Genomic DNA, 25,390 nt, shown 5'->3' on the forward strand with positions numbered 1-25,390 from the left:
CTGCCCGTTAAAGCGGGATAAAGTGAAACTTTAATCAGTGCAACATACTATCCTCTGATGAAATTTATAATAACAACCGTGCTACCCGTATCATTTGTAACACACTGAAGGTGAAAAGAATGCGAAGGAGGGAATTCACTGATGCTCTACTTATCTCTTTTGTTAATATCCGTTGCTCTTTGGATTACAATTGACCTTTCATACGGGAGACTTCTTCATTTAAAGCGGGTAAGCTCTCGCACTTTCCCTTTACGTCAAAGTGATTTTCACCTTTATACATACGGGAAAGATTTGTATGACGCCTTATTTACTGATATAAAACAAGCACAGCACCACATTCATATTTTATTCTTCATTGTAAAAAACGATAAAATCAGTCGTGAATTTTTAAAGTTGCTGATTGATAAGGCTCAGGAAGGAATTGAAGTACGACTTTTACTTGATCGATTTGGCAGCCATTATTTATCAAACGAAGCTATTCGCTCCCTGCGAAAACATGGTGTATCTTTTTCATTTTGTCATAAGATAAAATTTCCTCTACTTTTCTTTTCTGCCAATCAAAGAAATCATAGAAAAATTACAGTGATTGATGGGAAAACTGGCTATATCGGGGGCTTTAATATCGGCGAAGAGTATCTAGGGCATAATGAATATTTAGGATTATGGCGAGACTATCATTTACGTCTTACAGGAGAAGGGGTTCAAGATTTACAAAAGCAATTTTTGCATGACTGGTTTGATGATACGAAACAGAATTTATTGGATGTTTCTCTTTATTTTCCAAAACAAAACCCAGGTACCATAATGCATCAATTTATTCCGACTGATGGTGCTTATTTACAGCATACTTTTTTACATTTAATTAACGGAGCAAAAAAAGAAATCTGTATTGGTACACCATATTTCATTCCTGGAAAAAAAATTATGAATGCCTTATTAAAAGCAAGAGAGAGAGGGGTTCAAATCACAATTCTCGTTCCAGAAAAAGCTGATCACCCTCTCGTTCGAGAAGCAAAATTCCCGTACTGCCGAAAATTAATACAGGCTGGTTGCAATATTTACGCATTTCAACAAGGTTTTTTTCACGCCAAAATTATTATAGTGGATGATGATATTTGTGATATTGGAACAGCAAACTTTGATATGAGAAGTTTATATATTAACCATGAAATAAACTGCCTGTTATATAATAAACATTTCATTCGAACAGTAAAAAATAAATTCCATGAAGATCTAGAGAATGCATCCGTACTTTCCTATAGCGATGTAAACCCACCTTCTCTTATCGATAGAGGAAAAGAATGGATTGGAACAATGCTTGCTTTCTTTTTATAGGAAAGACAATGAATAAAAGAGGTGTATCTCATATGATTATGCGGTTTGGATATGTCTCACATGCAATGGCACTCTGGGACTGTTCTCCTGCCAAAACAATGACGTTTACAAGCTTTAAGAAACTCAGCAAACAAGAGCGAGAAGACAAATTGTACCATGTTATAAGGCAAAATTTAGAGCACACAATACGTATCCTTCATTACAATATAGCGCATGAAATCCCGCTATATCGCCTATCGTCTTCCATCGTCCCACTTGCAACACATCCCGAAGTCGAGTTTGACTATATTGGGGTATTCACACCACTTTGGCGTAAAATAGGGGCTTTAATTAAAGAACACAATTTACGAATAAGTTTTCATCCAAATCAATTTACTTTATTTACAAGTGACAAGCCACATATTACTACTAACGCTATTACGGATATGACTTATCATTATAAAATATTGGATGCTATAGGCATTGCAGATTCTTCTTACATTAATATTCATGTAGGTGGAGCCTATGGAAATAAAGAAAAGGCAATTGAGCGCTTCCATGAAAACATAAAAAAACTTCCTGCACATATAAAAAAACAAATGACCCTTGAAAACGATGATAAAACGTATACAACTTCTGAAACTTTATCAATTTGCCAAAAAGAAAATATCCCATTTGTATTTGATTATCATCATCATATGGCCAATCTTTGCGAGCAACCACTAGAAGAGTTGCTTCCTGCAATTTTTGAAACTTGGTCACATACAAATATCTCTCCTAAAGTTCACATTTCCTCCCCAAGATCGGAAAAAGAATTTAGGGCTCATGCTGAATATATCGATTTAGAGTTTATTAAGCCCTTCTTACACGTTGCAAAAAAAAACAATCATAATTTCGATATTATGATTGAAAGTAAACAAAAAGACTTAGCACTATTCCGATTAATAGATGAACTTTCTGCTATAAGAGGCATTAAAAGAATAAGTGGTGCAATGTTACAGTGGTAAATTGTAACTTTGCACCATTTTTTCAAAAAAGTAATTTTTATAGTAAAAAACATCCTATTTTATATGCTATTATTTAAATTAGCATTCCCCCGAGATTCAACTTTATTGAAACGGAGTCATAATATGATTAATCAAAAAAAGTATGTACAATTTGTCATAATATACATATCTATATTTGCTCTTTGGATACTCTTTATTCCAAATGAGTCGCATATAAAGGAAATTGGGATTCTTTTCTTATTCTGTTTTGCTGCACTTTTTTCTTGCCACTGTTTATATAAAGCTATTAAAAAAATGAAACGCAGTGATAAACTATTTTGGATTTTATTACTATGCACTTGCCTATGTGGATTAGTTATGGAGATAACCCTATTTCTTAGTTCGATTTCCATGCATAATCAATCTATATTTTCATATAAAGCATTACCTTTTTTTATCATACAATATATTTTGCTCTTTGTTGGATTTGCTATAAAGTTTATAAAAAATTACTCTATTAAGGGACTTTCTCAATTCTCATTCGATAGCATCTTTATTATTATTATTATGAACATTTATTTCACCTTAACTTTTATCTTAGATATTTCAAGCTTCCGCATGTTAACAAAGGACACTTGGATTTTAATTGGGTATTTTATTGCACAATCATTAGTAATTTACGCCGTTATTAGCCTATATAGAAGAGAACAATATTCTTCTAGTAGAATCGCATTAATTATCGGTTTCACTATTATACTCGTATACGGTTATATTCATCTGTTTCAATTGAATTTTGGGATGAAAACTTCCGCTGAAATTAATTATTTAATACACACTGCTTCTATTTTATTAATTGGACTTTCTTCCATACTATATATTTTGGATAAACCAATGCAGCATGAAACGAAAGCAAAATATTATCGATTCGATTATATACGTTTTATACTACCTTATTTTAGTATAATTATTACTTTTTCTTTTATTATCATTCAACCTTGGGATGATAAATTCATATTAATCGGCCTCGTGTTATCACTTATTTTGTTATTCTTGCGGCAACTTTACATGTGGAAAGATAATCAAGCACTAATCCATACATATGAACAGTTGACTACACAACTAGAGGGCGAAGTTGAAGAAGGTGCATTTGCATTATCAAAAAGTGAACAACGCTATAAATCTTTATTCGAAGATCATCCCGATGCCGTTTTCTCTTTAAATATGAATGGCATTTTTCAACAATCTAATAAGGCATGCGAAAGCTTATTTACTGCCTATTATTGCGAAGTGGCAAGCTATTCTCTGGTACACTTCATTGATTCAAAAGACCACGAACTACTTAAGAAGGCTTTACAAATTACAAAGGAAGGTAAGCCACAAACGTTAGAAGTTCGTACAAAAGAACAAGAAGGCTATTATTATTATCTCCATATTACACTTATCCCTACTTTTATAAACAAAGAAGTGGTCGGAATGTTTGGGATAGCGCGTGATATTACCACTTTATATGAAAAACAAAAACAAGTAGAACATTTAGCCTTTCACGATGCACTTACTGGATTACCAAATCGCCGAAAGTTCGAAAAAGATTTAAAAGCCATTTTGAATACAGCCCAAACTAACGCAAATGATGTCGCCGTCATGTTCCTTGATTTAGATCGATTTAAAAAAATTAACGATAGACTTGGTCATGACGTCGGAGATTTATTATTAATTGAAGTAGCAAACAGACTACGCGGTTGCTTGCGTTCAAAAGATGTCGTCGCTCGCCAAGGTGGAGATGAGTTTACCATTCTATTACCAGAAATGTACTCAGAAAAAAGTGCAATTTTTATAGCTGAACAGATTTTAACTATTTTAAACAAACCATTCTTCATTCAAGGCGAAGAACTCTCTATTACACCGAGTATCGGAATTGCGATGTATCCTGATTATGGAACTGATGTAAATGAGTTAATGAAAAATGCTGATATGGCTATGTACCGTGCGAAGGCAAATGGAAAAAACAGATTTGTTTTCTTCTCAAAAGAAATGAGTATCGCTCAAAATGAAATTCAATTCTTAGAAGGTGAACTTTCAAAAGCATTACAACAAAATGAATTTTTCCTTGAATACCAACCACAAGTAAGCACAAAAACAAAAGAAATTATCGGTTTTGAAGCATTAATACGTTGGAAGCATCCAAAACTCGGTATCGTATCTCCTGCCCAATTTATTCCTCTAGCAGAGGAAACTGGTTTTATTATTGAACTTGGTAATTGGATTTTACGTACTGCCTGTTTAGAGGCAAAAAGATGGCATAATCAAGGTTTTTCTCACTTAAAAGTTGGTGTGAATTTATCTGTTGTTCAATTTAACCATGCTGATTTAATCCCAACTATTTCAAAGGTGTTAGAAGAAACAGAACTGAAACCAGAAGCACTAGATATTGAAATTACGGAAAGCATCGCAATTAATCAAAATCAATCTGTAGTTGCAAAACTAGAACAGCTTCAAAATCTCGGCATTCAAATTTCAATCGATGACTTTGGAACTGGTTATAGTTCTTTAGCTTATTTAACAAAATATCCAATCAACACATTAAAAATTGCTCGAGAGTTTATTTGTGGAATTACAAATAGTCCTTTAGAAGAAGCAATTGTCTCTTCCATTATTACACTATCAAAAGAACTAAATTTAGAAGTGATTGCAGAAGGTGTAGAAACGGAAGAAGAATGGGAATTTTTACATAGACAAAATTGTGATCACATTCAAGGATTCTTTATTAGCAAACCTGTTTCTAGTAAAGACGTTTGGATGTTACTCCATAAAAAAACAACCGTCTAAATAAGGCGGTTGTTTTTTAAAACTCAAAAGGTAAATCTGCAGCTACTTGTACCTCTTGATCATTATGAGAAATTATTTGACTTTTCTCTAATGTTGTATCACCTAATGAAATACCCCATGCCATTGCTAACGTTAATAAACTACCAATAAGTAATTTCTTCATATTCCATCACCCACATTTTTTACTTTTAATATATCATGAAAATTTATTCACATTGTATGCAATTATGCATATCCACTTTTTAGGTTGTTTATCTGCTGATTTTATTTACGAGCGCTTCTTTATATGCATGCATTTCTAATATATCAAAAAAGAAACTTGCCTTCTTATATGCATCTTCAATCTCTGCCTCTTCATACTCCAACTTCCTTAGGCATTCACCTCTTTGATAATATAGCTGTCCAATTAATGCCATACTATTAATTCGGCATGATATTTCAATCGCTTTATTTACTTGATAAAGTGATTCTTCATATCGACTATCTAAGTATAATGCTTTTGCATGATTATACCTTACCTTCACGTCAAATTCTTCATTATCATGCAATGCCTCTAATTGTTTTAATATTTGTTCAAATAAATCAATACCCTTCTTCAAATAGCCATTTTCAGCATAAATGTTTGCAATTGCGTTTTCAATATAAAGATTCTGATATACATCAATTCCTGTCAATTGTTGATTGAGCAATTTCTTTAATTCTAAAATACAATATTCGTAATCGACTTTTTTCAACACGTAAGCAGCTACATAATATTGCCATTGAAGAAATTGCTGGAATTCAGGATGATATTCTTCCTTTTTCAGTTCATTCCATACTTTATTATAAATTTCTTTATATCTTTTTTGCTTACAAAGCATAATGACTTGATCTTTAAACTGTTTTTTTCTTTCAATATCCGAATAAATGAGTACCTCATAAAAATGAATAATGGGAATTTGTAATTTCGCTGCAATACCTTGCAATATATCCATACTTGGGTATACTGCACCCGATTCAATTCTGCTTACTTCCGATTGATGACATATGTTCTCGGATAACTGTTTTTGTGTTAGTCCTCTTAACACTCTAATTTTCTTAATTTCACTTCCTAATTTCTCTGCTTGCATACTTACTCACCATCCCATTATAACAATCTAATTTTTTAAGTTGTCATACCACTACAATAATGTGCATTCGACAATTTTTGATATGAAATAATGCATAATATATATAAAATTCGGCAAATTTTTCATACAATTCATCTCACATACAATAATAGATTAGGAGTGTTATAGATGAATTATAGAAAACTTGCCAGTGCTTTCGTTACATTCGGTCTTCTTTACCCTTTATCAACAGAAGCTATTCATGCTCAAGAATTAGACAAAAGTGCAGTCAAAGTTGAAATTGCTCAGCCTGGTTTAACAATCGGGAAATTAACACAACCTCAAAATGATACGAAAGAAAATATTGCTAAAAAGTATTTAAAAGGTGAGGTAGATGGGGCTAAAGCTCAACAAGAACAAGTCACTACTGAAAAAAATGTAGATTTCCAACCTACAAATAAAGAAACCAAAGAAAATCAAACCGAAGTTCGCCTTGCACAAACATATAAAAACTATAAAGTATATGGCCAAGATCTCATTGTAAAAGTAGATAAAAATGGAGTGATCACAACTGTTAGTGGTAAAGTTGTTCAAAATTTAAATCAACAACCTAATCTTACTATAACAAATTTTTTGTCGAAAAATGAAGTGAAATCTAAATTACGCGATATAGTTCAAATTCCAAGTGATGCGGTTGAGACAGAATTCTCTAGCGAAACCGTTGTTTATAAGAAAAAAGATGGCTATTATACATTCGCAACTGTTATTACATTTACTTATGAAAACAATGAACAAATTATAAATGGCAATGCTATCGTTGATCTAAAAACTGGTGAAGTACTTTTCCAAGAAAAATTCATTAAAAACAAAGAGAATAAGACTATAAATCAAGTAACATCACCTAGATTATCCACTGCAAGTGAGCAAGGAACTGGGAAAAATGCACTTCAAGAAAACATCTCTTTCAATATTGCCAAAGGAACTGATGGGAAATTTTATTTAGCGGATTTATCACGCGGAAATGGTATTTATATTTATAATGCAAACTACGCCGATTCCCTCGGGGGATATAGTCAAGCTGGTTATCCAGGGACACTAATTTCAAGTAGCACTCCTAATTTTGCAGATAAAGAAGCCGCGGGCGCTATGAAGAACATGAGTGATATTTATGATTACTTTAAGAAAGAACATAATCTAAAAAGTTACGATAATAAAGATTCAAAAGTTGTTGCTAGTGTACACGGTTTTGATTCTACTGAAGTTAGTGATGGTATAAAAGAAGACTATGTAAATGCGTTTTGGCATCCCGCTTGGAACCAAATGGTATTTGGTGATGGTTTAGACGGCAAACTAACATCAGCTCTTGATGTAACAGCTCATGAATTTGGACATGCTGTATTCAGTGGCACGACGAAAAATAAAGTCGTGAGATATCCAAGCGCTGAAACATCTGCACTAAACGAGGGATTAGCGGATTTCTGGGGTACACAAATCGAATATTACGTAAAGAAAGATAAAGGAAACTGGATTATGGGCGATACATTAGGTGGCCTAACAATTCGTGATATCCCAAGGGAAATTGGTGACGGCGGTCATAAATTATATACAAATTTAAAAGATTTCTATAATGATGGTAATAATCAAGAATCACACGTGAATTCTGGTATTATCAGTCACGTATTATATCAATTAGCTGAAGGTAAAACATATAACGGTGTTGCTGTTCAAAAACAAGGCAATGAAAAAGTAAGCAAAGTTGTTATGCGTGCATTGCAAAATTATGCAACTTCCGCTGAAGACTTTGAATCACTTCAATCTCACATCGTACAAGCTGCAAAAGATTTATATGGCACTGCCGTATCAAATGAATTTGCAAAGGCATTTGAAGCACATGGTTACAAGTCGTTACAAAAAGTAAATAAGGTAATAGAAGTACAATAACAAAGAAGAAGAAGTTTACTCCTCTTAGGTAAACTTCTTCTTATATCCAACCCTTTTCTTCCGCAATTGTAATTGCCTCAATTCTATTTTTCGCATCGAGCTTCGTTAATACTTCAGAAATATAATTACGTACTGTACCCGGTGAAAGATAAAGTGCCTTCGCAATTTCGTTTGCCGTCTTTCCTTCTTTCGCAAGCAACAATACTTCCTTTTCGCGATCTGACAACGGATTTTGCTCCTGCCATAGACCGAACATTAACTCTTGGGAGACCTCTCGTTTCCCCTTCATTACATTACGAATTGCTGCTGCTAAATCTTCACTTGGGCTATCTTTTAATAAATAGCCGTGCACGCCAGCTTTCATTGCTCTTTCAAAATATCCTGGCCGTGCAAATGTTGTTAAAATCATAACTTTACATGGTGATTTTTCTTTCTTTAACGCTTCAGCAACATCTAATCCACTTTGAATTGGCATTTCAATATCCATAATACTGATATCCGGTTTTAACGATTCAATTAATTTTAGCGCCTCTTCCCCGTTTGCCGCTTGCCCAATTACTTCGATATCATCTTCTAGATCAAGTAAGGCACCTAATGCACCACGAAGCATCCGTTGATCTTCTGCAATAATAATTCGAATCATGCCCTCACCTCATCTTTTCCTGTTCTAATAACAACTGGAACTTTTACTGTTAACAACGTCCCTGGATTGATTGTACCTAGTTCAACAAATCCATCAATAAGAGCAATTCGTTCTTTCATGCCGCGGATACCATTTCCATCATGATTTTGATCTGTTAAACCAATTCCGTTATCTTCTACTTTCAAAATCAGCTCACCTTGCGATTCTAATACAGAAACTGCACACCGCTTTGCCTTACTATGTTTTACAACATTTGTAACGGCCTCACGTAAACACATCCCGACAATATTTTGTTCAATTGGTGATAACGAGCTCGAGCTTGCTTCTTGCCTCACTTCTAATTCAATATTAGCTGCTTGTAAGATTGCCTTTATTTGCTCTAGCTCTTCTTCTACCGTAATCATACGCATATCAGAAATTAATTCTCTCAGCTGCTTTAAGGCTGTACGAGACGTTTGTGTAATTTCCTTCGCTTCCACACTTGCACGCTCTGGATTTTTCACAATTAACTTCTCTACAAGCTGGCTTTTCAAAGTAATAAGAGATAACGTATGCCCTAATGTGTCATGAAGATCTCTCGCAATCCGCTGCCGTTCTTCACGCTTTACTAAGTCTTTAATTTGCTCGTTTGCTTCATTCAGTTGGTTCTTTAACATCTTTTTCTGATTAAAATTGCGCATACCAAATGGCGTAAGAAGCATTAAAATAAACATCGGAACGATATTTACTAAACTTGTAGTTGTTAGTTGATTCATATTTACAAATAAAAATGCTCCAAGCATTATAACTAACGAACATAACAGCACTCGAAATACTTTCTTATTTGGCGCAAATCCCATCGCACTTGCTGTGAAAAAGCCAAAAAATATCATAAAAGGATTATAAAATAAAGCAAATAAAAAGATGAGTACCATTTGAATACAAGCCCAAAAAACAAACGTTCTCTGAACAAAATAAAGCTGACGGTATGTGACGATAAAAATTATCAACATACCGCTTCCTATTACAAGCTTCCATCCTGATGCCTGCGCTAAGTGATAAATTGGAAATAATAGATAAACAAACCACATATACGGAAAGAACCCCATATGTTTCGGAAAAACCTCAATCCTCTTTTTCTCTATCATTTATACCGCTTCCTGTCTTTTTCTTATATATATTGATACTACAACAAATATAAGGAAATAACCTCCTAATACCGCGATATTTTCCCATCCAATTGATTTTCCAGCTACAATATCCCACGCACCACTTCCGAAATGGTATGTCGGTGTCCACTCACCAATCGTTCTTAATATTTTGGGGAATACTTCAATCGGCATCCATAACCCGCCAACTATAGCTAAACTCATATTTAAAATATTTGCTAAGCCAGCAGCTGCGTCCGCCTTCTTAATGGAACCTATTACTGTTCCTAATGCTAAAAATGGTGTTACCCCTAACAATAACCATAGCCCCGCACCAATCCATTGCCCTACCGTTAACTCAACATGATTAATTAGTATCCCTGCAATAAAGATAACTAATATTGAAAAAGCATTTACTACTGTTTGAGCGATAATTTTTGCTGTTAAATATGCTCCCTCTGGAAGCGGTGTAATTTTTAGAAGATGTGTCCACCCTTGCCCTCTTTCCTGAGAAAGTCTCACACCGAAACTAAAGAGTGCAGTCCCTACAATGCTGAAAGTTGCCATCGAAATTAAATAGTGTGCCTTCCACGCATCTCCGTTTTGTGGTACTTGAACAACATTTGTAAAAATGTAGTAAAACATAACAGGCATTAATAATGAGAAAAAAATAAATAATTTATTGCGGAATGTACGTAAAATTTCTATTTTGCATTGCATCCATAACGCTCTCATGCGATTTCCTCCTTCTGATTTGCGACAAACTGTTCAAATGCTTCATCAAGGCTTCCACGTTCAACTGAAACATCTATTACAGGTAAATTCCTTTGATAAATGGCTTTTAAAGTTGCATCCGTATCCTCCGTTGTTAAAATGAAGCGTCCTTCGTTTGACTTTACTTCTGTTACATTTGGTAATTCCTTTAGTAATTTTGTAGGAATGCTTTCCTTCGAATAAAATGTGATTGTTTTTCTCGAAATCGTTGCTTTCATTTCGTCTGGTGTACCATCTGCGATAATCTTTCCGTTCGCAAATAATAAGATACGATTTGCTAAAGCATCTGCTTCTTCTAAATAATGCGTCGTTAAAATAATCGTTTTCCCTTCACTTGCTAACTTTCGAATCGTTTCCCAAAACGTTCTTCGAGACGTAATATCCATTCCGACTGTCGGCTCATCTAAAAATAACAAATCCGGATTTCCCGCAAGTGCAAGCGCAAAGTTTAACCTTCTTTTTTGCCCACCTGATAATTTCTCACATCTTTGCTTTCGCTCTGATTCTAAATTTGATAACTGCAGTAACGTTTCTTTCGCTACAGGATTCTTATAATAACTGCGGAATAGCTCTATTGCCTCTTCCACTGTAATGCTATCAATCACACTTACTTCTTGTAACATTGCCCCAAGATTATTACGAACGCCTCTCTGCTTTGGACTCTTTCCAAATATAGAAACCGTACCTTCTGTAGGATCTTTTAATCCAAGCATCATCGAAATTATCGTCGTCTTCCCCGCACCATTTGGTCCAAGTAATGCTACTATTTCTCCTTTATCCACGTGAAATGAAACGTTATTTACTGCTTTTTTATGTTTAAATGTTTTAGAAACACCATTTACTTCAATAATCTTTTCCATCTCTCCACCCCCACTGTTTCTTATATTTACATTGTATTACCTGGAAAACTTAGGAAACAGTATGATACGTCATGACATCGATATGACAATTGTCATATATTCCTTGTGAGAGGAATCAGCCCGCATACCGCAAGCAAGTAGCAGGACGAAAATAAACATGATACAATCGGATAAGATATATATTCGAGGAAGGACAGTGGTTTTCATGATTATTCGTAATGAACAAGATTTAGAAGGCTTACGAAAAATCGGCCGCATCGTTGCGCTTGCACGTGAAGAAATGAAAAAACAAGCGAAGCCAGGTATGACAACGAAAGAGCTTGATTTGATCGGTAAAAAAGTATTAGATGAGCATGGTGCTATTTCTGCACCTGAAAAAGAATATGATTTTCCAGGTGTAACTTGCATTAGTGTAAATGAAGAAGTTGCTCATGGTATTCCAGGAGATCGTGTATTAAAAGAAGGCGATTTAGTAAACGTCGATGTATCTGCTGCACTTGATGGCTATTATGCTGATACAGGTATTTCATTTGTACTTGGAGAAGACGAGGCAAAAGAAAAGCTTTGCCAAGCAGCGGTTGATGCATTTTGGGCAGCAATGAAAAAGGTTAAAGCTGGCTCAAAACAAAATCAAATTGGTCGTGCTGTTTCAAACTTCGCACATAAAAGTGGATACAATGTTATTCAAAACTTAACTGGTCACGGCATTGGTCTTAGCTTACATGAAGCACCAAATCACATTTTAAGCTACTATGATCCAATGGATAATACGCTTCTAAAAGACGGTCTTGTTATCGCTGTAGAACCGTTCATATCTATGAAAGCTGATCATATTATTGAGCGTGGTGACGACGGTTGGACATTCATTACACCTGATAAAAGTCTTGTTGCACAATGTGAACATACCGTTGTCGTAACACGCGGCGAACCAATAATCTTAACAGAAATCTAATATAAAAAAACGGCTGTTTTGTAGATTTATTCCACATAAAACAGCCGTTTTTTAATTTTGGGAAAATATGTGAACTATTGTTGAACTCTTTATCATTTAAGTATATAATCTTTAGCGGAGGTTACTTAAGCTTATCTTTACTAAAAAGATATTGTAGCTAAGGAGGAAAACACCTTCTTTTTTATTGTTTAAACAGTCTCAAAAATGACCGTAGTAACGGGTTAGTCGAATATTCTGTAATCCTTATATTCCTCTAACAATGTAAGAAACTATCGTCTTTCAACTTCGGTCCACTAATCGTACAACTCTCTTTAGACAAAATAGATGACTATTTTCAAAGTACATATTGTCTTCATTCTGACCAAAAACAACCCTATCTAGATTTTTATTTCCACATAACTTTAAGGCAAAAATAAGCCTTCACAAGGGGATACACTACCTTGGTTAGTATGTATCGTAAAACTTACCTTTATAACCATTCTTTTTTACTAGATATACATGAAAACTATCTCACATATAAAGGTCTGATATCATTCTTTATATCAGTATTTTTTTCGACATTTTTTGTCGAATTGTGTATATTTCCAAATAACTGTGTAAATATACATTTTGTTTTACGTTAAATAATATTACTTTGAACATAACCCAGTTTGTCTGAGAACGCGTATAGAAACGGAGGGATAGCAAAAACAAATAGCTTATAACAAATACTTTTAATATTCCATTTGTTCATGTGGAATAAGTCCCCAATGGACAAATGAATGTTCAGAGGAGGAAAAATGAAAAAACTTTTCAATGTATGTTTAATTGTATTCGTACTATTTTCGCAGCTTGCTAGTTTTCCATACAATCAAGTAAAAGCGGAAACCTTAACAGGAGATTCCTTATTTGACACTGTTGAAATGAAAGATGCAACGAATCATATTATTGACGAAGCAAAAAATCCTAACAACTTAATAAAGATAGGATCAACCATTCAAGTAGAATACGCTTGGTCAATAAAGGATCAACAAGTTGCACAAGAAAAAGATTCAACAGTTCTTCAAATACCTAACGCATTAAAAGTAAAAAATGACCAACAAGGAAACTTGATGGCAGATCAACAAATTATTGGTCAATATTTTGTTACGGCAAACGATAACAAAATGAAAATAGTCTTTAACGATTCAGTAAAAGATTCAAAAGGTGTTAAGGGAAAAATTAAATTTGACACTGTATTCAATCCAGATTTAAAACCTGGCATAAAAGCCGTCCCACTCACTTTCCCTCTAGGTACAGTAGCTAAGACTATCTCAGTTCCTGTTCAAGTAGATAACCCTACTTCACCTACTATTAATAGTGATGATGCTAAGCAGACTACCAAAGAGCAAAAGAACGGTGACGCACAGCAACCTACTGAACAGCCAAAAGATGGTGAAACACAGCAGAAACCTGCGGAACAACCAAAAGACGGGAATCCTCAGCAGCCTGCGAAACATTCAAAAGATGGTGAGACACAGCAGAAACCTGCGGAACAACCAAAAGACGGGAACACTCAGCAACCTGCGGAACAGCCGAAAAACGGGAATCCTCAGCAGCCTACGGAACAGCCAAAAGATGGCGGGACACAGCAACCTACTGAGAACCCTGGTGATAACACAACAGGGCAACCTGTTGAAAATCCAGACCCATCACCTAAGCAAATTAAAGAAAATATTTTAACAAGCGTAAAATTAACAGATAAAGACGGAAAACCATTTAATGATACAGATAATCGTCCAAATCCTGATTCTGCTGCCAATATCGATTTTACATGGGAAGTTTTAGAATCATTAAAAGTAAAAAAGGGAGATTACTATATTTTCCAACTACCGGAATATTTTATCGTCCACAACACCATTACACAGCCTTTAGTTGATGGAACTAGACATGAAATTGGGACGTTCGTTGTTGACTTAAACGGAAAAGTAACTATGACTTTTAACGAGTACGTTGAAGACAATCCTAATATAGATGGTCATTTAAAAGTTGGTACGGAATTCAATAAAACAAAAATTAAAGGGACTACGGAACAAAAAATTCCTTTCCCAATTAAAGAACAAGACGTTATTATCGAGCTTGATTTCAAACCTAATGTAAAGAAATCTATGAATAAAAAAGGTATACCTGATAGACCGATTAATACGAATCAAATCAATTGGACAGTCGAAATGAACAAAACAAAAGACATTCTTACAAACGCTGTCTTCCAAGACAATATTCCAAATGGAGCCAATCTCAATGAAGATTCTATTAAGGTTTATGAGTTAGAAGTAGATATTAACGGGAAAACGACTCGTGGAGCCAAAGTTAGTAAAGAAGAATATACACTCACTTCATCCTCCGATAAATTAAATATCGCTTTTAAAAATGAAACGAAAAAAGCATATCAAATTGAATATGCGACAAAAATTACTGACGAAAGTGTTACTAGTTTCAAAAATGAAGCAAAAGTATCCAGCAAGAATCAAGGAGATGTATCCGCAAATGCAACTGTAACTGTTTCACGCGGTACACATCTAGAGAAAACTAGTAAATATAATCCAAAAACACAAACAATTGAATGGACAATTACTTTCAACGGTGACCAGAGAGAGATTAAACAATCTGATGCGCTTTTAAAAGACATCTTGGACAAATCTCATAAAGTTGATGCAAGTTCTATCGTGGTTAAAAATGCTTCTTATGATAATAACGGAAAACTTGTTACAGGTGACAACGCTACAAACTTTACTGTAAAAGAAACCGATGAGGGATTTGATTTACAATTTAATGAAGATATTAATAGTGCCTATGTGATTACTTATACATCGAAAGCCAAGAATGATGTTATACAAGATGGCGAAATCGAAAATACAATTATTGCAGATGGAAAATGGAGTAAAACAAACAAAGTTACATTACAACAACAAAACATCATAAAGAAACATAATAAAAATGCAAACGATACAGATTACAATAAGAAAACAACGAAATGGACAATTATTGTAAATGATAACAATTACGTGTTAAATGATGCTGTTATCACTGATACGTTTGACTATAGTGGACTTACATTACAAAAAGATAGTTTCAAAATTACTGATGGATCAACTGAACTGAAATTAGACTCTGATTACACACTTGATGTAACAGCTGACGGATTCAAAGTAACACTAGCTGGTATTTATAAGTCTAATATGGATAAAACTTTAACCATCACGTACACAACAGACTTTAATTACGAGACTCTATCTAAAAAGGATGATAATAAATCATTCAAAAATACAGCTGAGTTATCATGGAAAGATATAAATGGGAACGATAAAAATAGTAAATCTCATGATAGATTCAATCCTGACGGCTATACAAAAGGAAACGGATTTAAATACGGTTCTTACAATGCCCAAACGAAAGAAATCAAATGGGACATAGGGTTTAACTATAATAACAGGACTATTAAAGACCCTTCTATCGTTGACGTACTAGAAAACAATCAAAAACTTATACCAGACTCCATTGAGATTCATCATATGGAATTAACTGGTGGTGCAGACGGTTATAAATTAGGGGCACTTGTTTCCCCTGACGAATATACGGTAGAAAATGCAACGAAAGATAATAAAAATACATTAACGATTCATTTTAAAAATGAAATTAAAACAGCGTACCATATCAGCTTTAAAACTTCACTTGCAGGTGAAGAAATTAATAAGCGCTATGATAATTACGCCAAATTAAAAGATGGATCGGAAACTATCGCCAATATTCATGGTGCATTCGAGATCAAAAATGGTGGTAGCGGCGTTACGAAAAAAGCAAAACAAAATGACAAGTACATTGATTGGAGCGTTTCTATTAATGCAAGTCAATCAACGATTGAAAATGCTGTCGTAACAGACGATCCGACAGACAATCAAATTCTCGATGAAAAGTCATTCCACCTATATGGGACAACAGTAGCCGTGGATGGCACTTTAACGAAAGATACAACAAACGAATTAAAAGAAGGAAAAGACTATAAACTCAAAATAACAACAGACAACAATACGGGGAAACAACAATTTACAATTGAATTTCTTCATACTATTGATCGAGCTTATATTTTAGAATACCGTTCACTCATTAATGCAGACAATAATGAAAAGGTAAGCAATAAAGCGAAGATTACTGGTAATAGTTTGAAATTAACAGAAACTGAAAAAATTGAAGAAATAGTAGTTAAAGTATCTTCTGGATCTGGAGGCGGTTCTGCTACTAAGGGACGCGGAAACCTTCAAATTAAAAAAGTAGATAATGCAGATCCAAATAAAATTTTATCTGGCGTAGTATTTACTTTATTCGATCGCACAGGTACAACTGCTATTCGAACAATTACAACAGACGACAATGGTATCGCTCATTTTAACAACTTAAAACGCGATGAATATCTGCTTAGAGAAATGAAAACTCTTGATGGCTATGTCATTAGTAAAGAATTAAAAGCAGGTAAACTTGTTAAGCTTGGTGCAGAAGAAACTACAACATATACTCTTAAAAACGAGAAATTTGTTGGAAAAGTAGTACTTACAAAGACCGATGCTCATAACAAAGAAAAGCTTAAAAATGCAGTTTTCTCTCTGCTTGATCAAAACCATAATGTCATTCCTGAACATAAAGAATTAATAACAAATGATAAAGGACAAATTACTGTAGATAATTTAAAACCAGGAACTTACTACTTAAAAGAAATAAAGGCTCCTGAGCATTATCAATTAGATGATCGACTTATTGAATTTAAAATCGAGGAAGATCAAACAACAGTAATTAATAAAGAGGCCCAAAACAGCTTAATTAGAGGCTCAGCTATCCTAAAAAAAGTTGATAAAGAGGGTAATACTTTAGAAGGTGCAGTATTTAGTGTACGGGACCGAAATAACAAAAAAATCCCTGGTTATACCAAATTAACGACAAATGGTAACGGACAAATCGAAGCGAAAAATTTACTTCCTGGAGAGTACCAATTTGTTGAAGAAAAAGCACCTGAACATTATGAAATAGATAAAAAACCGCTTAAATTTACAGTTGAAAAGAGCCAACAGAAAGCACTTACTGTTAAAGCGACAAATCACCTCATTAAAGGTGGTGTCACTTTAACGAAAGTCGATGATGTCGATGGCACTGCCCTTGAAGGTGCTGTATTTAAAATTGTCGATGCGAATGACGAGAAACAAGTAATTCGTGAAAATATAAAAACAGGTTCAGATGGAAAAGTTACCGTTAAAGATCTAGAGCCTGGTGCTTATAAATTTATCGAAACAGAAGCTCCTAAGGATTATACGTTAAGTACAAACCCTATCGAGTTTACAATTGATAAAAGCCAACAAACTCTTGCTACTGTTACGGCAAATAACAGCTTAAAAACGGGCGAGGTTGAATTATTAAAAGTTGATGAGTTTGGTGAGAAAAAACCACTAGAAGGTGCTGTATTCAAACTTGTCGATACAAATAATAATGACGTTTCCCCTCACACTAACTTAACTACTGATAAACACGGTAAAGTTAAAGTTAGTAACCTACGTCCTGGTACGTATAAATTTATTGAAATAGCTGCTCCTGAACATTACGTTTTACGAGCAGAACCTATTGAATTTACAATCGATAGAAGTCAGAAAGAAACTCTACTTGTGAAAGCTGAAAATGCTTTAAAACCAGGAGATGTTGAATTAACAAAAGTTGATGATATCGATGGTACAGCTCTTGAAGGTGCTGTATTTAAAATTGTTGATGCAAATGATGAAAAGAAAGTTATTCGCGAAAATGTAAAAACTGGTGCGGATGGTAAAGCTATCGCTACTGGCTTACGCCTTGGCGATTATAAATTTATCGAAGTAACAGCACCGAAGTATTACGACAAAAATACAAAACCAATTAAATTTACGATTACAGAAAGTCAAACAACTCAGGCTACTGTTACCGCTAAAAACAGCTTAACAAAAGGCGGTATTGAGTTAACAAAAGTGAATGCTGCAGATGAAAAGGAAACACTTGAAGGTGCAGTATTTAAAATCGTTAATAGAGATACTAATGAAGATGTTCGTACGGACCTTGTTACGAATAGTAAAGGAATGCTAGTTGTAGATGACTTACGTCCTGGTAACTATAAGCTAATCGAGACGAAGGCTCCTACTTATTACGATGTAAATGAAGAACCAATTGAATTTATAATTGAAAAGAGTCAACAAAAACTCATCCCTATTACTTTCAAAAATAGTTTGACGAAAGGAAAGGTCAAATTAATTAAAGAAGATGACGTGGAGAGCGCGAAAGCTCTTGCTGGCGCTGTATTCACATTACAAGACGCAACTGGCAAAGAAATTATGAAAGATTTAATAACAGATGCACACGGAGTATTAGTCATCCCTGATTTAGCACCAGGCGATTATCAATTTATTGAAGTGAAAGCTCCTGAACATTATAAATTAGATCAAACACCTATTAAGTTCACAATTAAAAAAGGTAGTAAGGAAGATCTTCCTATCCCTGTTACTGTAAAAAACAGTTTACTTACAGGTGGCGTCACTTTAACAAAAGTTGATGATGTTGATGGCACTACTCTTGAAGGTGCAGAATTTATAATCGTTGACGCTCATGATACTAAAAAGGTAATTCGCAAAGGTTTAACGACTGATAAAAACGGTAAAATTACTGCTTCTGATTTACGTCCTGGAGACTATCAATTTGTTGAAGTAAAAGCTCCAAAAGACTATACCTTAAGCAAAGAGCCTATTCCGTTCACTATCGAAAAAAGTCAAAAAGAGAATATTACTGTTACTGCTACTAACAGTTTAAAGAAAGGTGCAGTAACATTAACAAAAATCGATGACATCGATCGTACGATGCTCGAAGGTGCAATCTTTAAGATTGTTGATATGAACGGTAAGGAAGTTCATACGAATCTTGTTACAGATAAAAACGGAAAAATTTCTGTTTCTGATTTACGCCCTGGAGACTATCAGTTCATTGAAACAAAAGCTCCTGAGCACTATGTATTAGAAGAAACACAAATTCCGTTTACAATTGAAAGAAGTCAAACGAAAGAGATCAATGTTACAGGTAAAAATGCTTTGAAAAAAGGTAGCGTTGAACTAACAAAGATTGACGATATTGATATAAATACAAAACTTGCTAACGCCGTATTTAATTTATTAGATGCAGACGGAGAGCTAGTTGAAGAAGGCTTAAAAACAAATGATGAAGGTAAAATTGTTGTTGAAAATCTACGTCCTGGTACGTATCAATTCGTTGAAACAATTGCTCCTGAACATTACGTTTTAGATAAAAAACCTATCGTATTTACAATTAAAAAGAGCCAAACTGAAGCTCTTCATGTCACTGCTACAAATGCTTTAACAAAGGGTGCTGTTAAACTTTCTAAAGTAGATGATGTTGATGCCACTGTTCTTAAAGATGCAGTATTTAAAATTGTTAATATGAACGGTGATGTAGTTCATAAAGACCTTGTTACAAATGAACAAGGACTAATCGAAATTAACGACCTACGTCCTGGTGATTACCAATTCATCGAAACGAAAGCTCCTAAGGATTATGTTTTAAATGAAACACCAATCAAATTCACTATTGAAAAAGGACAGAAGAAATCTATTTCTTTAACTGCTACAAATAGCTTAAAACAAGGTAGTATCGAATTACTTAAAGTTGATGATTTAAACGATCAAACAAAACTTGCCGATGCGGTATTTAATTTACTAGATCAAAATGGCAAGGTACTTAAAACAGATTTAAAAACAAACAGTGAAGGTAAAATCGTTGTCGAAAACTTACGTCCTGGTACGTATCAATTCGTTGAAACAACGGCTCCTGAACACTATGATTTAGACAAAAAACCAATTATATTTACAATTGAAAAAAGCCAAAAAGATATCGCTACCGTTACTATGAAAAATAGTTTAACAAAAGGCGGCGTGGAACTTTCTAAAGTAGATGACGTTGATGGCACTACTCTTGAAGGCGCAGTATTTAAAATTGCAGATATGAATGGTACTGTAATTCGCAAAGATCTTGTTACGAATCAACAAGGTAAAATTAGCGTTTCTGACCTACGTCCTGGTGATTATCAATTCATCGAGACAACGGCTCCGAAACACTACAATTTAAACAAAGAGCCAATTCCATTCACAATCACACAGAGCCAAGCTGAGCCTGTCTCTGTTACAGCTACAAATAGCTTAACGAAAGGCACTGTGGAGCTTTCTAAAGTGGATGATGTTGATGGTACCGCTCTTAAAGATGCGATATTTAAAATTACTGATATGAATGGTAATGACATTCGCACTGAGCTTACAACAGATGTACATGGAAAAATTTCTGTTTCTGATTTACGTCCTGGGGACTATCAGTTTGTTGAAACGAAAGCTCCTGAACACTATAAATTAGATAGTACACCTATTAAGTTTACAATTAAGAAAAGCCAAAAAGAAAAGCTCCAAGTTACTACTACAAATAGCTTAACTGAGGGTGCTGTAGAATTAATAAAAGTGGATGATATAAATCCAGATACAAAACTTTCTGATGCAGTGTTTAACATCATCGATGCGAAAGGTAAAATTGTTCGCACTGATTTAACTACTGATAAAGATGGTAAGATTACTGCTACGAACTTACGCCCAGGAGACTATCAATTCATTGAAATGAAAGCTCCTAAGCATTACGATTTAAATAAAACACCTATTAGCTTCACTATCGAAAAAAGTCAACTAACTCACGCTTCTGTTACTGCTAAGAATGGCCTAACAAAAGGTGGCGTGGAATTAACGAAAGTTGACTCTATAGATAAGAAAGAAATGCTAGAAGGTGCGGTATTTAAAATTACTGATCTGAACGGTAACGACATTCGTACGAATTTAGTTACCAATAAAGATGGAAAAATCATCGCTAAAGACTTACAACCAGGAGACTATCAATTTATTGAAACAAAAGCTCCTAAACATTACGACTTAAATGAAGAACCAATTAAGTTCACAATCGAAAGAAGTCAAACAAAGCATGTCTTCGTTACAGCTATTAATAGCTTAACGAAAGGTAGTGTTGAGTTAATTAAAGTTGATGATGCCAAGCAAAACACAACACTTGAAGGTGCAGTATTTAAAATTGTTAATAAGGATGGACACGATGTTCGTACCGATTTAACTACTGATAAAAACGGCCGTTTAGTTGTGGATGAATTACCGCCAGGAGACTATGAGTTTATCGAAACAAAAGCTCCTGAACACTATGACTTAAACAAAACACCTATTAAGTTCACAGTTAAAAAAGGCCAAGAAAAAATCGCCTCTGTTACTGCTACGAATAGCTTAACTAAAGGCGCAGTTGAATTAACTAAAGTTGATGACATCGATGGTACTACTCTTGAAGGAGCAATCTTTAAAATTGTAGATATGGACGGCAAGGATGTTCGTTCTGATTTAACTACTGATAAAGATGGGAAGATTTCTGTTTCTGATTTACGTCCGGGAGATTATCAGTTCATTGAAACGAAAGCTCCTAAGCATTATGACTTAAATCAAAATCCTATCAAGTTTACTATTGAAAAGAGTCAAACTGCTAAAGCTTCTGTTACTGCTACTAACAGCTTAACTAAAGGCGCAGTTGAATTAACTAAAGTTGATGACATCGATGGTACTACTCTTGCAGAGGCTATCTTTAAAATTGTAGATATGAACGGTAAGGATGTTCATTCTGATTTAACTACTGATAAAGATGGTAAGATTTCTGTTTCTGATTTACGTCCAGGAGATTATCAGTTCATTGAAACGAAAGCTCCAACTGGCTATGATTTAAACATTAAACCAATTCCTTTCACAATTACGAAAGGACAATCTCAGATTACCTCTGTTACAGCTTTAAATAGTTTAACAACAGGTTCAATTGAGTTAACTAAAGTTGATATTGATCACCATGGAACACTTGAAGGTGCCATTTTCAATATTTTAGACCAAGATGGAAAAATCATCCGAGAAGGTTTAAAAACAGACCAACACGGAAAAGTAATCGTAAATGATTTGAAACCTGGTAATTATCAATTAGTAGAAACACAGGCTCCTAAAGGCTATCAATTAGATGCATCACCAATAAACTTTACAATTGATAAAGCCCAAGCTACACCACTACAAATTACAGTTTCAAATAAAAAGATTGAATCTTCGTCAGGTGGAGATGACAAGCCAGTTACTCCTCCAAATAAAGAAGAAAACAAAGGCAATGAAACATCTGAGAAACACAAAAACGGAACTTCCGAAGAAACATCAAATGAAACAGATAACAAACAGCAAGATGATCGAAATACGGATAAGCACCTTCCAAATACAGGTCATAAAGAAGATCCTACACAAACAGTAGGTATCGTTCTTCTACTAGCTGGATTATTAAGTATTTTAGCTAAAAAACGCAAAAAAAATTATTAATAATTTTTTCACACCCAATCAATCTCTCAATTGATTGGGTGTTTTTTTATACAAAAAGGACGATACATAAAGTATCGTCCTTTTAACGGGGTGAGGCTGCCCAAAAGTACGGAAAACCTTTGAACAGCCTCGTATTTTCATATGGATGCCTTACATATATCACTGATAATAATTATGAAATGCGGAAACATAATTACCATCAACTGATTCAAACATGAGGAATGAAACCCTACAGTGGTTCCATTCCTCTACATAATCTAAAGTTTGGGTACACTAGATTCATGCAATGTAGGGGCTTTCAGAGTAGAAAGCGAACCTTCGTTTAAAATGATAGCATACATATCTCCCACAAAAATATGCAAATATGCATATATTGTTTTTATTTCTCAATGTCAGAATATTGAAAAATAAAAGACACAAAGGTAAAATAAAGTCATTATCCGTCTTCTTTTGTCAGTCAGAGAGAATAGAAGAATAGGAGAGGAAAAAATGAGCAAATCATTGAAACAAAAAATAGTAAGCTCTTTGCTTGCTATATCACTTGCTGTTAGCTTAGCTCCAATTGGGCAAGCAAAAGCGGATTCCACTTCAGAAGTTCCACAAACTCCATCTATTACAAAACAAATTGATCCAAACCGCGCCATTGAACATGTTCGTTTCTTATCTGAAACAATTGGGCCTCGACCCGGTGGAACAAAATCCGAAGAATGGGCTTCTCGTTACATTGGTATGCAGCTTAAATCAATGGGTTATGACGTAGAATATCAGCCATTTCAGGTGCCCGATCAATACGTTGGATTCATTGAATCACCACTATCAACAAAACGTAATTGGCAAGCTGGTGCTGCTCCTAATGCACTAATATCTACAGAAGCTATTACAGCTCCCCTTATCTTTGTTCAAGGTGGGACAAAATTAGAAGATATTCCAAATGAAGTAAAAGGTAAAATTGTTTTATTTGAAAGAGGAACGACAGTTACAGATTATAATAAACAAGTTGAAAATGCTGTTAGCAAAGGTGCAAAAGGTGTTCTTTTATACAGTTTAATTGGCGGACGCGGAAATTATGGACAAACCTTCAATCCCCGCCTAACGAAAAAGCAATCTATCCCTGTCTTTGGTCTTGCTTATGCGCAAGGAAATGCATTTAAAGAAGAAATCACTAAAAAAGAGACAACAATTCTTTCCCTAAAAGCGAGACATGAATCTAAATTAACATCTCTAAATGTTATCGCAAAAAAGAAACCAAAAAAGAGTACAGGTAATGAAAAAGCAGTCGTTGTAAGCTCGCACTATGATAGTGTTGTTGGAGCACCTGGCGCAAATGATAATGCTTCTGGAACTGGATTAGTATTAGAACTAGCTCGTGCTTTTCAAAATGTAGAAACTGATAAAGAAATTCGCTTTATTACCTTTGGTTCTGAAGAAACTGGATTACTTGGTTCGGATTATTACGTTAATAGTCTATCCCAAAAAGAACGTGACCGTATTTTAGGCGTCTTTAATGCTGATATGGTTGCAACAAATTATGATAAAGCAAAGAATTTATACGCTATGACACCTGATGGCTCTACAAACTTTGTAACAGATGCTGCCTTGCAAGCAGGTAAACAATTAAATAATGACCTCGTTCTTCAAGGGAAATTTGGCTCCAGTGATCACGTACCGTTTGCTGAAGCTGGTATTCCTGCTGCTCTATTTATTTGGATGGGTGTCGATAGTTGGAATCCATTAATCTATCATATCGAGAAGGTATACCATACACCCCAAGATAACGTATTAGAAAACATTTCACCTGAACGAATGAAAATGGCATTAGACGTTATCGGAACAGGAGTTTATAACTCGCTTCAAAAACCTATTACTCAAACTGAGCAGAAAGCTGCTTAATCAATAAAAGACCACTGATTTTTATCAGTGGTCTTTTATTGAGAAAAAATATATATGCATAAAAGCATATTTTATCCTACTCATTATCGTATACAATATTAACTGTAACAACACCGATTACAACTAATAAGGAGGCTTTTTCTATTATGAAAAAAATGATTTTAGTAGGTGCGTTAACTTTAGCAGGAATTACCGGAGCTACCGCGTTTATTCCTGAAACAAAAGTCGCTGCTGCCGCTCAAGAACAAAGCTTTACAAAATTTTATTCTTTGCAAACTGGAGGTAGTTCTGAACAAGAACCTATTTTCCTTCAAAAAGGACAAGAACTAACAATTCATCCTAACAGCAAAACTCCTAGTTACAGTGTTTATGACTCAAATCATAACCTTATTGGGCGTTATTCTGATGGTTACGGCCGAATTTTCACTGCAAAAACAGATGGAAATATGTATGTTCAATTTCATGCACCTTACGTTTACTATAGTCCTGTTAGTTTTTCTGTTACTTATACAATCCAATAAAATAAGGG

At 34.5% G+C, this 25,390-nt stretch carries 14 protein-coding genes; 8 read left to right on the plus strand and 6 right to left on the minus strand.

Annotated elements, in window-relative coordinates; genetic code table 11:
- Nucleotides 1-141 precede the first annotated feature (141 nt).
- The 3 genes from cls (at nucleotide 142) to ASE54_RS31845 (ending at nucleotide 5,126) form a co-directional block, all read left to right on the plus strand.
- The gene (cls, locus tag ASE54_RS31835; protein WP_000966425.1) at nucleotides 142-1,335 is read left to right on the plus strand and encodes a cardiolipin synthase; all 1,194 of its coding nucleotides are present in this window, start codon (nucleotides 142-144) and stop codon (nucleotides 1,333-1,335) included.
- A gap of 32 nt (nucleotides 1,336-1,367) precedes the next feature.
- Nucleotides 1,368-2,321 (plus strand): UV DNA damage repair endonuclease UvsE, encoded by a 954-nt coding sequence (gene uvsE / locus ASE54_RS31840; RefSeq protein WP_014895365.1) that lies wholly within the window; start codon nucleotides 1,368-1,370, stop codon nucleotides 2,319-2,321.
- A gap of 123 nt (nucleotides 2,322-2,444) precedes the next feature.
- Nucleotides 2,445-5,126 (plus strand): DUF4084 domain-containing protein, encoded by a 2,682-nt coding sequence (locus tag ASE54_RS31845; RefSeq protein ID WP_014895366.1) that lies wholly within the window; start codon nucleotides 2,445-2,447, stop codon nucleotides 5,124-5,126.
- Nucleotides 5,127-5,142: 16 nt separating this feature from the next.
- Here the strand turns inward: ASE54_RS31845 and ASE54_RS31850 are convergent, their stop codons facing one another.
- Entirely contained in the window at nucleotides 5,143-5,289 is a 147-nt protein-coding gene (locus tag ASE54_RS31850) for a quorum-sensing peptide PapR (protein WP_000734733.1), read from the minus strand.
- An 88-nt stretch (nucleotides 5,290-5,377) separates the two neighbouring features.
- Nucleotides 5,378-6,235: a helix-turn-helix domain-containing protein gene (locus tag ASE54_RS31855; RefSeq protein WP_001147494.1), complete on the minus strand. Its 858-nt coding sequence runs from the start codon at nucleotides 6,233-6,235 to the stop codon at nucleotides 5,378-5,380.
- A 168-nt stretch (nucleotides 6,236-6,403) separates the two neighbouring features.
- On the opposite strand from ASE54_RS31855, the gene ASE54_RS31860 reads away from it, so the two are divergent.
- The gene (locus ASE54_RS31860) at nucleotides 6,404-8,155 is read left to right on the plus strand and encodes a M4 family metallopeptidase (RefSeq protein ID WP_001109525.1); all 1,752 of its coding nucleotides are present in this window, start codon (nucleotides 6,404-6,406) and stop codon (nucleotides 8,153-8,155) included.
- Between the two features lie 40 nt (nucleotides 8,156-8,195).
- Here the strand turns inward: ASE54_RS31860 and ASE54_RS31865 are convergent, their stop codons facing one another.
- The 4 genes from ASE54_RS31865 to ASE54_RS31880 are packed head-to-tail and all read right to left on the minus strand — an operon-like array spanning nucleotide 8,196 to nucleotide 11,559.
- The gene (locus ASE54_RS31865; protein WP_000619243.1) at nucleotides 8,196-8,798 is read right to left on the minus strand and encodes a response regulator transcription factor; all 603 of its coding nucleotides are present in this window, start codon (nucleotides 8,796-8,798) and stop codon (nucleotides 8,196-8,198) included.
- Entirely contained in the window at nucleotides 8,795-9,925 is a 1,131-nt protein-coding gene (locus ASE54_RS31870; RefSeq protein WP_000570631.1) for a sensor histidine kinase, read from the minus strand. Before ASE54_RS31870 ends, ASE54_RS31865 begins: the two co-directional genes overlap by 4 nt.
- Nucleotides 9,926-10,660: an ABC transporter permease gene (locus ASE54_RS31875; RefSeq protein WP_001202431.1), complete on the minus strand. Its 735-nt coding sequence runs from the start codon at nucleotides 10,658-10,660 to the stop codon at nucleotides 9,926-9,928.
- Nucleotides 10,657-11,559, minus strand: coding sequence for an ABC transporter ATP-binding protein (locus ASE54_RS31880; protein ID WP_000411117.1), 903 nt, complete (start codon nucleotides 11,557-11,559; stop codon nucleotides 10,657-10,659). Before ASE54_RS31880 ends, ASE54_RS31875 begins: the two co-directional genes overlap by 4 nt.
- 157 nt (nucleotides 11,560-11,716) lie before the next feature.
- Here ASE54_RS31880 and map point away from each other — a divergent pair, with 157 nt between their 5' ends.
- From map to ASE54_RS31900, 4 genes are all read left to right on the plus strand, one after another.
- Entirely contained in the window at nucleotides 11,717-12,511 is a 795-nt protein-coding gene (gene map, locus ASE54_RS31885) for a type I methionyl aminopeptidase (RefSeq protein WP_002083543.1), read from the plus strand.
- 779 nt (nucleotides 12,512-13,290) lie between these two features.
- Nucleotides 13,291-22,971: a SpaA isopeptide-forming pilin-related protein gene (locus tag ASE54_RS31890; RefSeq protein ID WP_000732752.1), complete on the plus strand. Its 9,681-nt coding sequence runs from the start codon at nucleotides 13,291-13,293 to the stop codon at nucleotides 22,969-22,971.
- Nucleotides 22,972-23,460: 489 nt separating this feature from the next.
- Nucleotides 23,461-24,861, plus strand: a complete 1,401-nt coding sequence (locus tag ASE54_RS31895) for a M28 family metallopeptidase (RefSeq protein WP_000045707.1) — start codon at nucleotides 23,461-23,463, stop codon at nucleotides 24,859-24,861.
- A 146-nt stretch (nucleotides 24,862-25,007) separates the two neighbouring features.
- Nucleotides 25,008-25,382 carry a hypothetical protein gene (locus ASE54_RS31900; protein WP_000738257.1) on the plus strand — a complete coding sequence of 125 codons (375 nt, stop codon included), beginning with the start codon at nucleotides 25,008-25,010 and terminating at the stop codon, nucleotides 25,380-25,382.
- The last annotated feature ends 8 nt before the right edge of the window (nucleotides 25,383-25,390 follow it).

The organism is Bacillus sp. Root131 (assembly GCF_001429475.1).
Lineage (GTDB): Bacteria > Bacillota > Bacilli > Bacillales > Bacillaceae_G > Bacillus_A > Bacillus_A thuringiensis_S.

What these genes read in the sequence shown, in the direction of transcription:
- ASE54_RS31900 (WP_000738257.1), top strand. Translation starts at nt 25,008, where the DNA reads ATGAAAAAAATGATTTTAGTAGGTGCGTTAACTTTAGCAGGAATTACC.
- ASE54_RS31890 (WP_000732752.1), top strand. Translation starts at nt 13,291, where the DNA reads ATGAAAAAACTTTTCAATGTATGTTTAATTGTATTCGTACTATTTTCG.
- ASE54_RS31850 (WP_000734733.1), bottom strand. Translation starts at nt 5,289, where the DNA reads ATGAAGAAATTACTTATTGGTAGTTTATTAACGTTAGCAATGGCATGG.
- ASE54_RS31855 (WP_001147494.1), bottom strand. Translation starts at nt 6,235, where the DNA reads ATGCAAGCAGAGAAATTAGGAAGTGAAATTAAGAAAATTAGAGTGTTA.
- ASE54_RS31870 (WP_000570631.1), bottom strand. Translation starts at nt 9,925, where the DNA reads ATGATAGAGAAAAAGAGGATTGAGGTTTTTCCGAAACATATGGGGTTC.
- uvsE (WP_014895365.1), top strand. Translation starts at nt 1,368, where the DNA reads ATGATTATGCGGTTTGGATATGTCTCACATGCAATGGCACTCTGGGAC.
- ASE54_RS31865 (WP_000619243.1), bottom strand. Translation starts at nt 8,798, where the DNA reads ATGATTCGAATTATTATTGCAGAAGATCAACGGATGCTTCGTGGTGCA.
- ASE54_RS31875 (WP_001202431.1), bottom strand. Translation starts at nt 10,660, where the DNA reads ATGAGAGCGTTATGGATGCAATGCAAAATAGAAATTTTACGTACATTC.
- cls (WP_000966425.1), top strand. Translation starts at nt 142, where the DNA reads ATGCTCTACTTATCTCTTTTGTTAATATCCGTTGCTCTTTGGATTACA.
- ASE54_RS31845 (WP_014895366.1), top strand. Translation starts at nt 2,445, where the DNA reads ATGATTAATCAAAAAAAGTATGTACAATTTGTCATAATATACATATCT.
- map (WP_002083543.1), top strand. Translation starts at nt 11,717, where the DNA reads ATGATACAATCGGATAAGATATATATTCGAGGAAGGACAGTGGTTTTC.
- ASE54_RS31880 (WP_000411117.1), bottom strand. Translation starts at nt 11,559, where the DNA reads ATGGAAAAGATTATTGAAGTAAATGGTGTTTCTAAAACATTTAAACAT.
- ASE54_RS31895 (WP_000045707.1), top strand. Translation starts at nt 23,461, where the DNA reads ATGAGCAAATCATTGAAACAAAAAATAGTAAGCTCTTTGCTTGCTATA.
- ASE54_RS31860 (WP_001109525.1), top strand. Translation starts at nt 6,404, where the DNA reads ATGAATTATAGAAAACTTGCCAGTGCTTTCGTTACATTCGGTCTTCTT.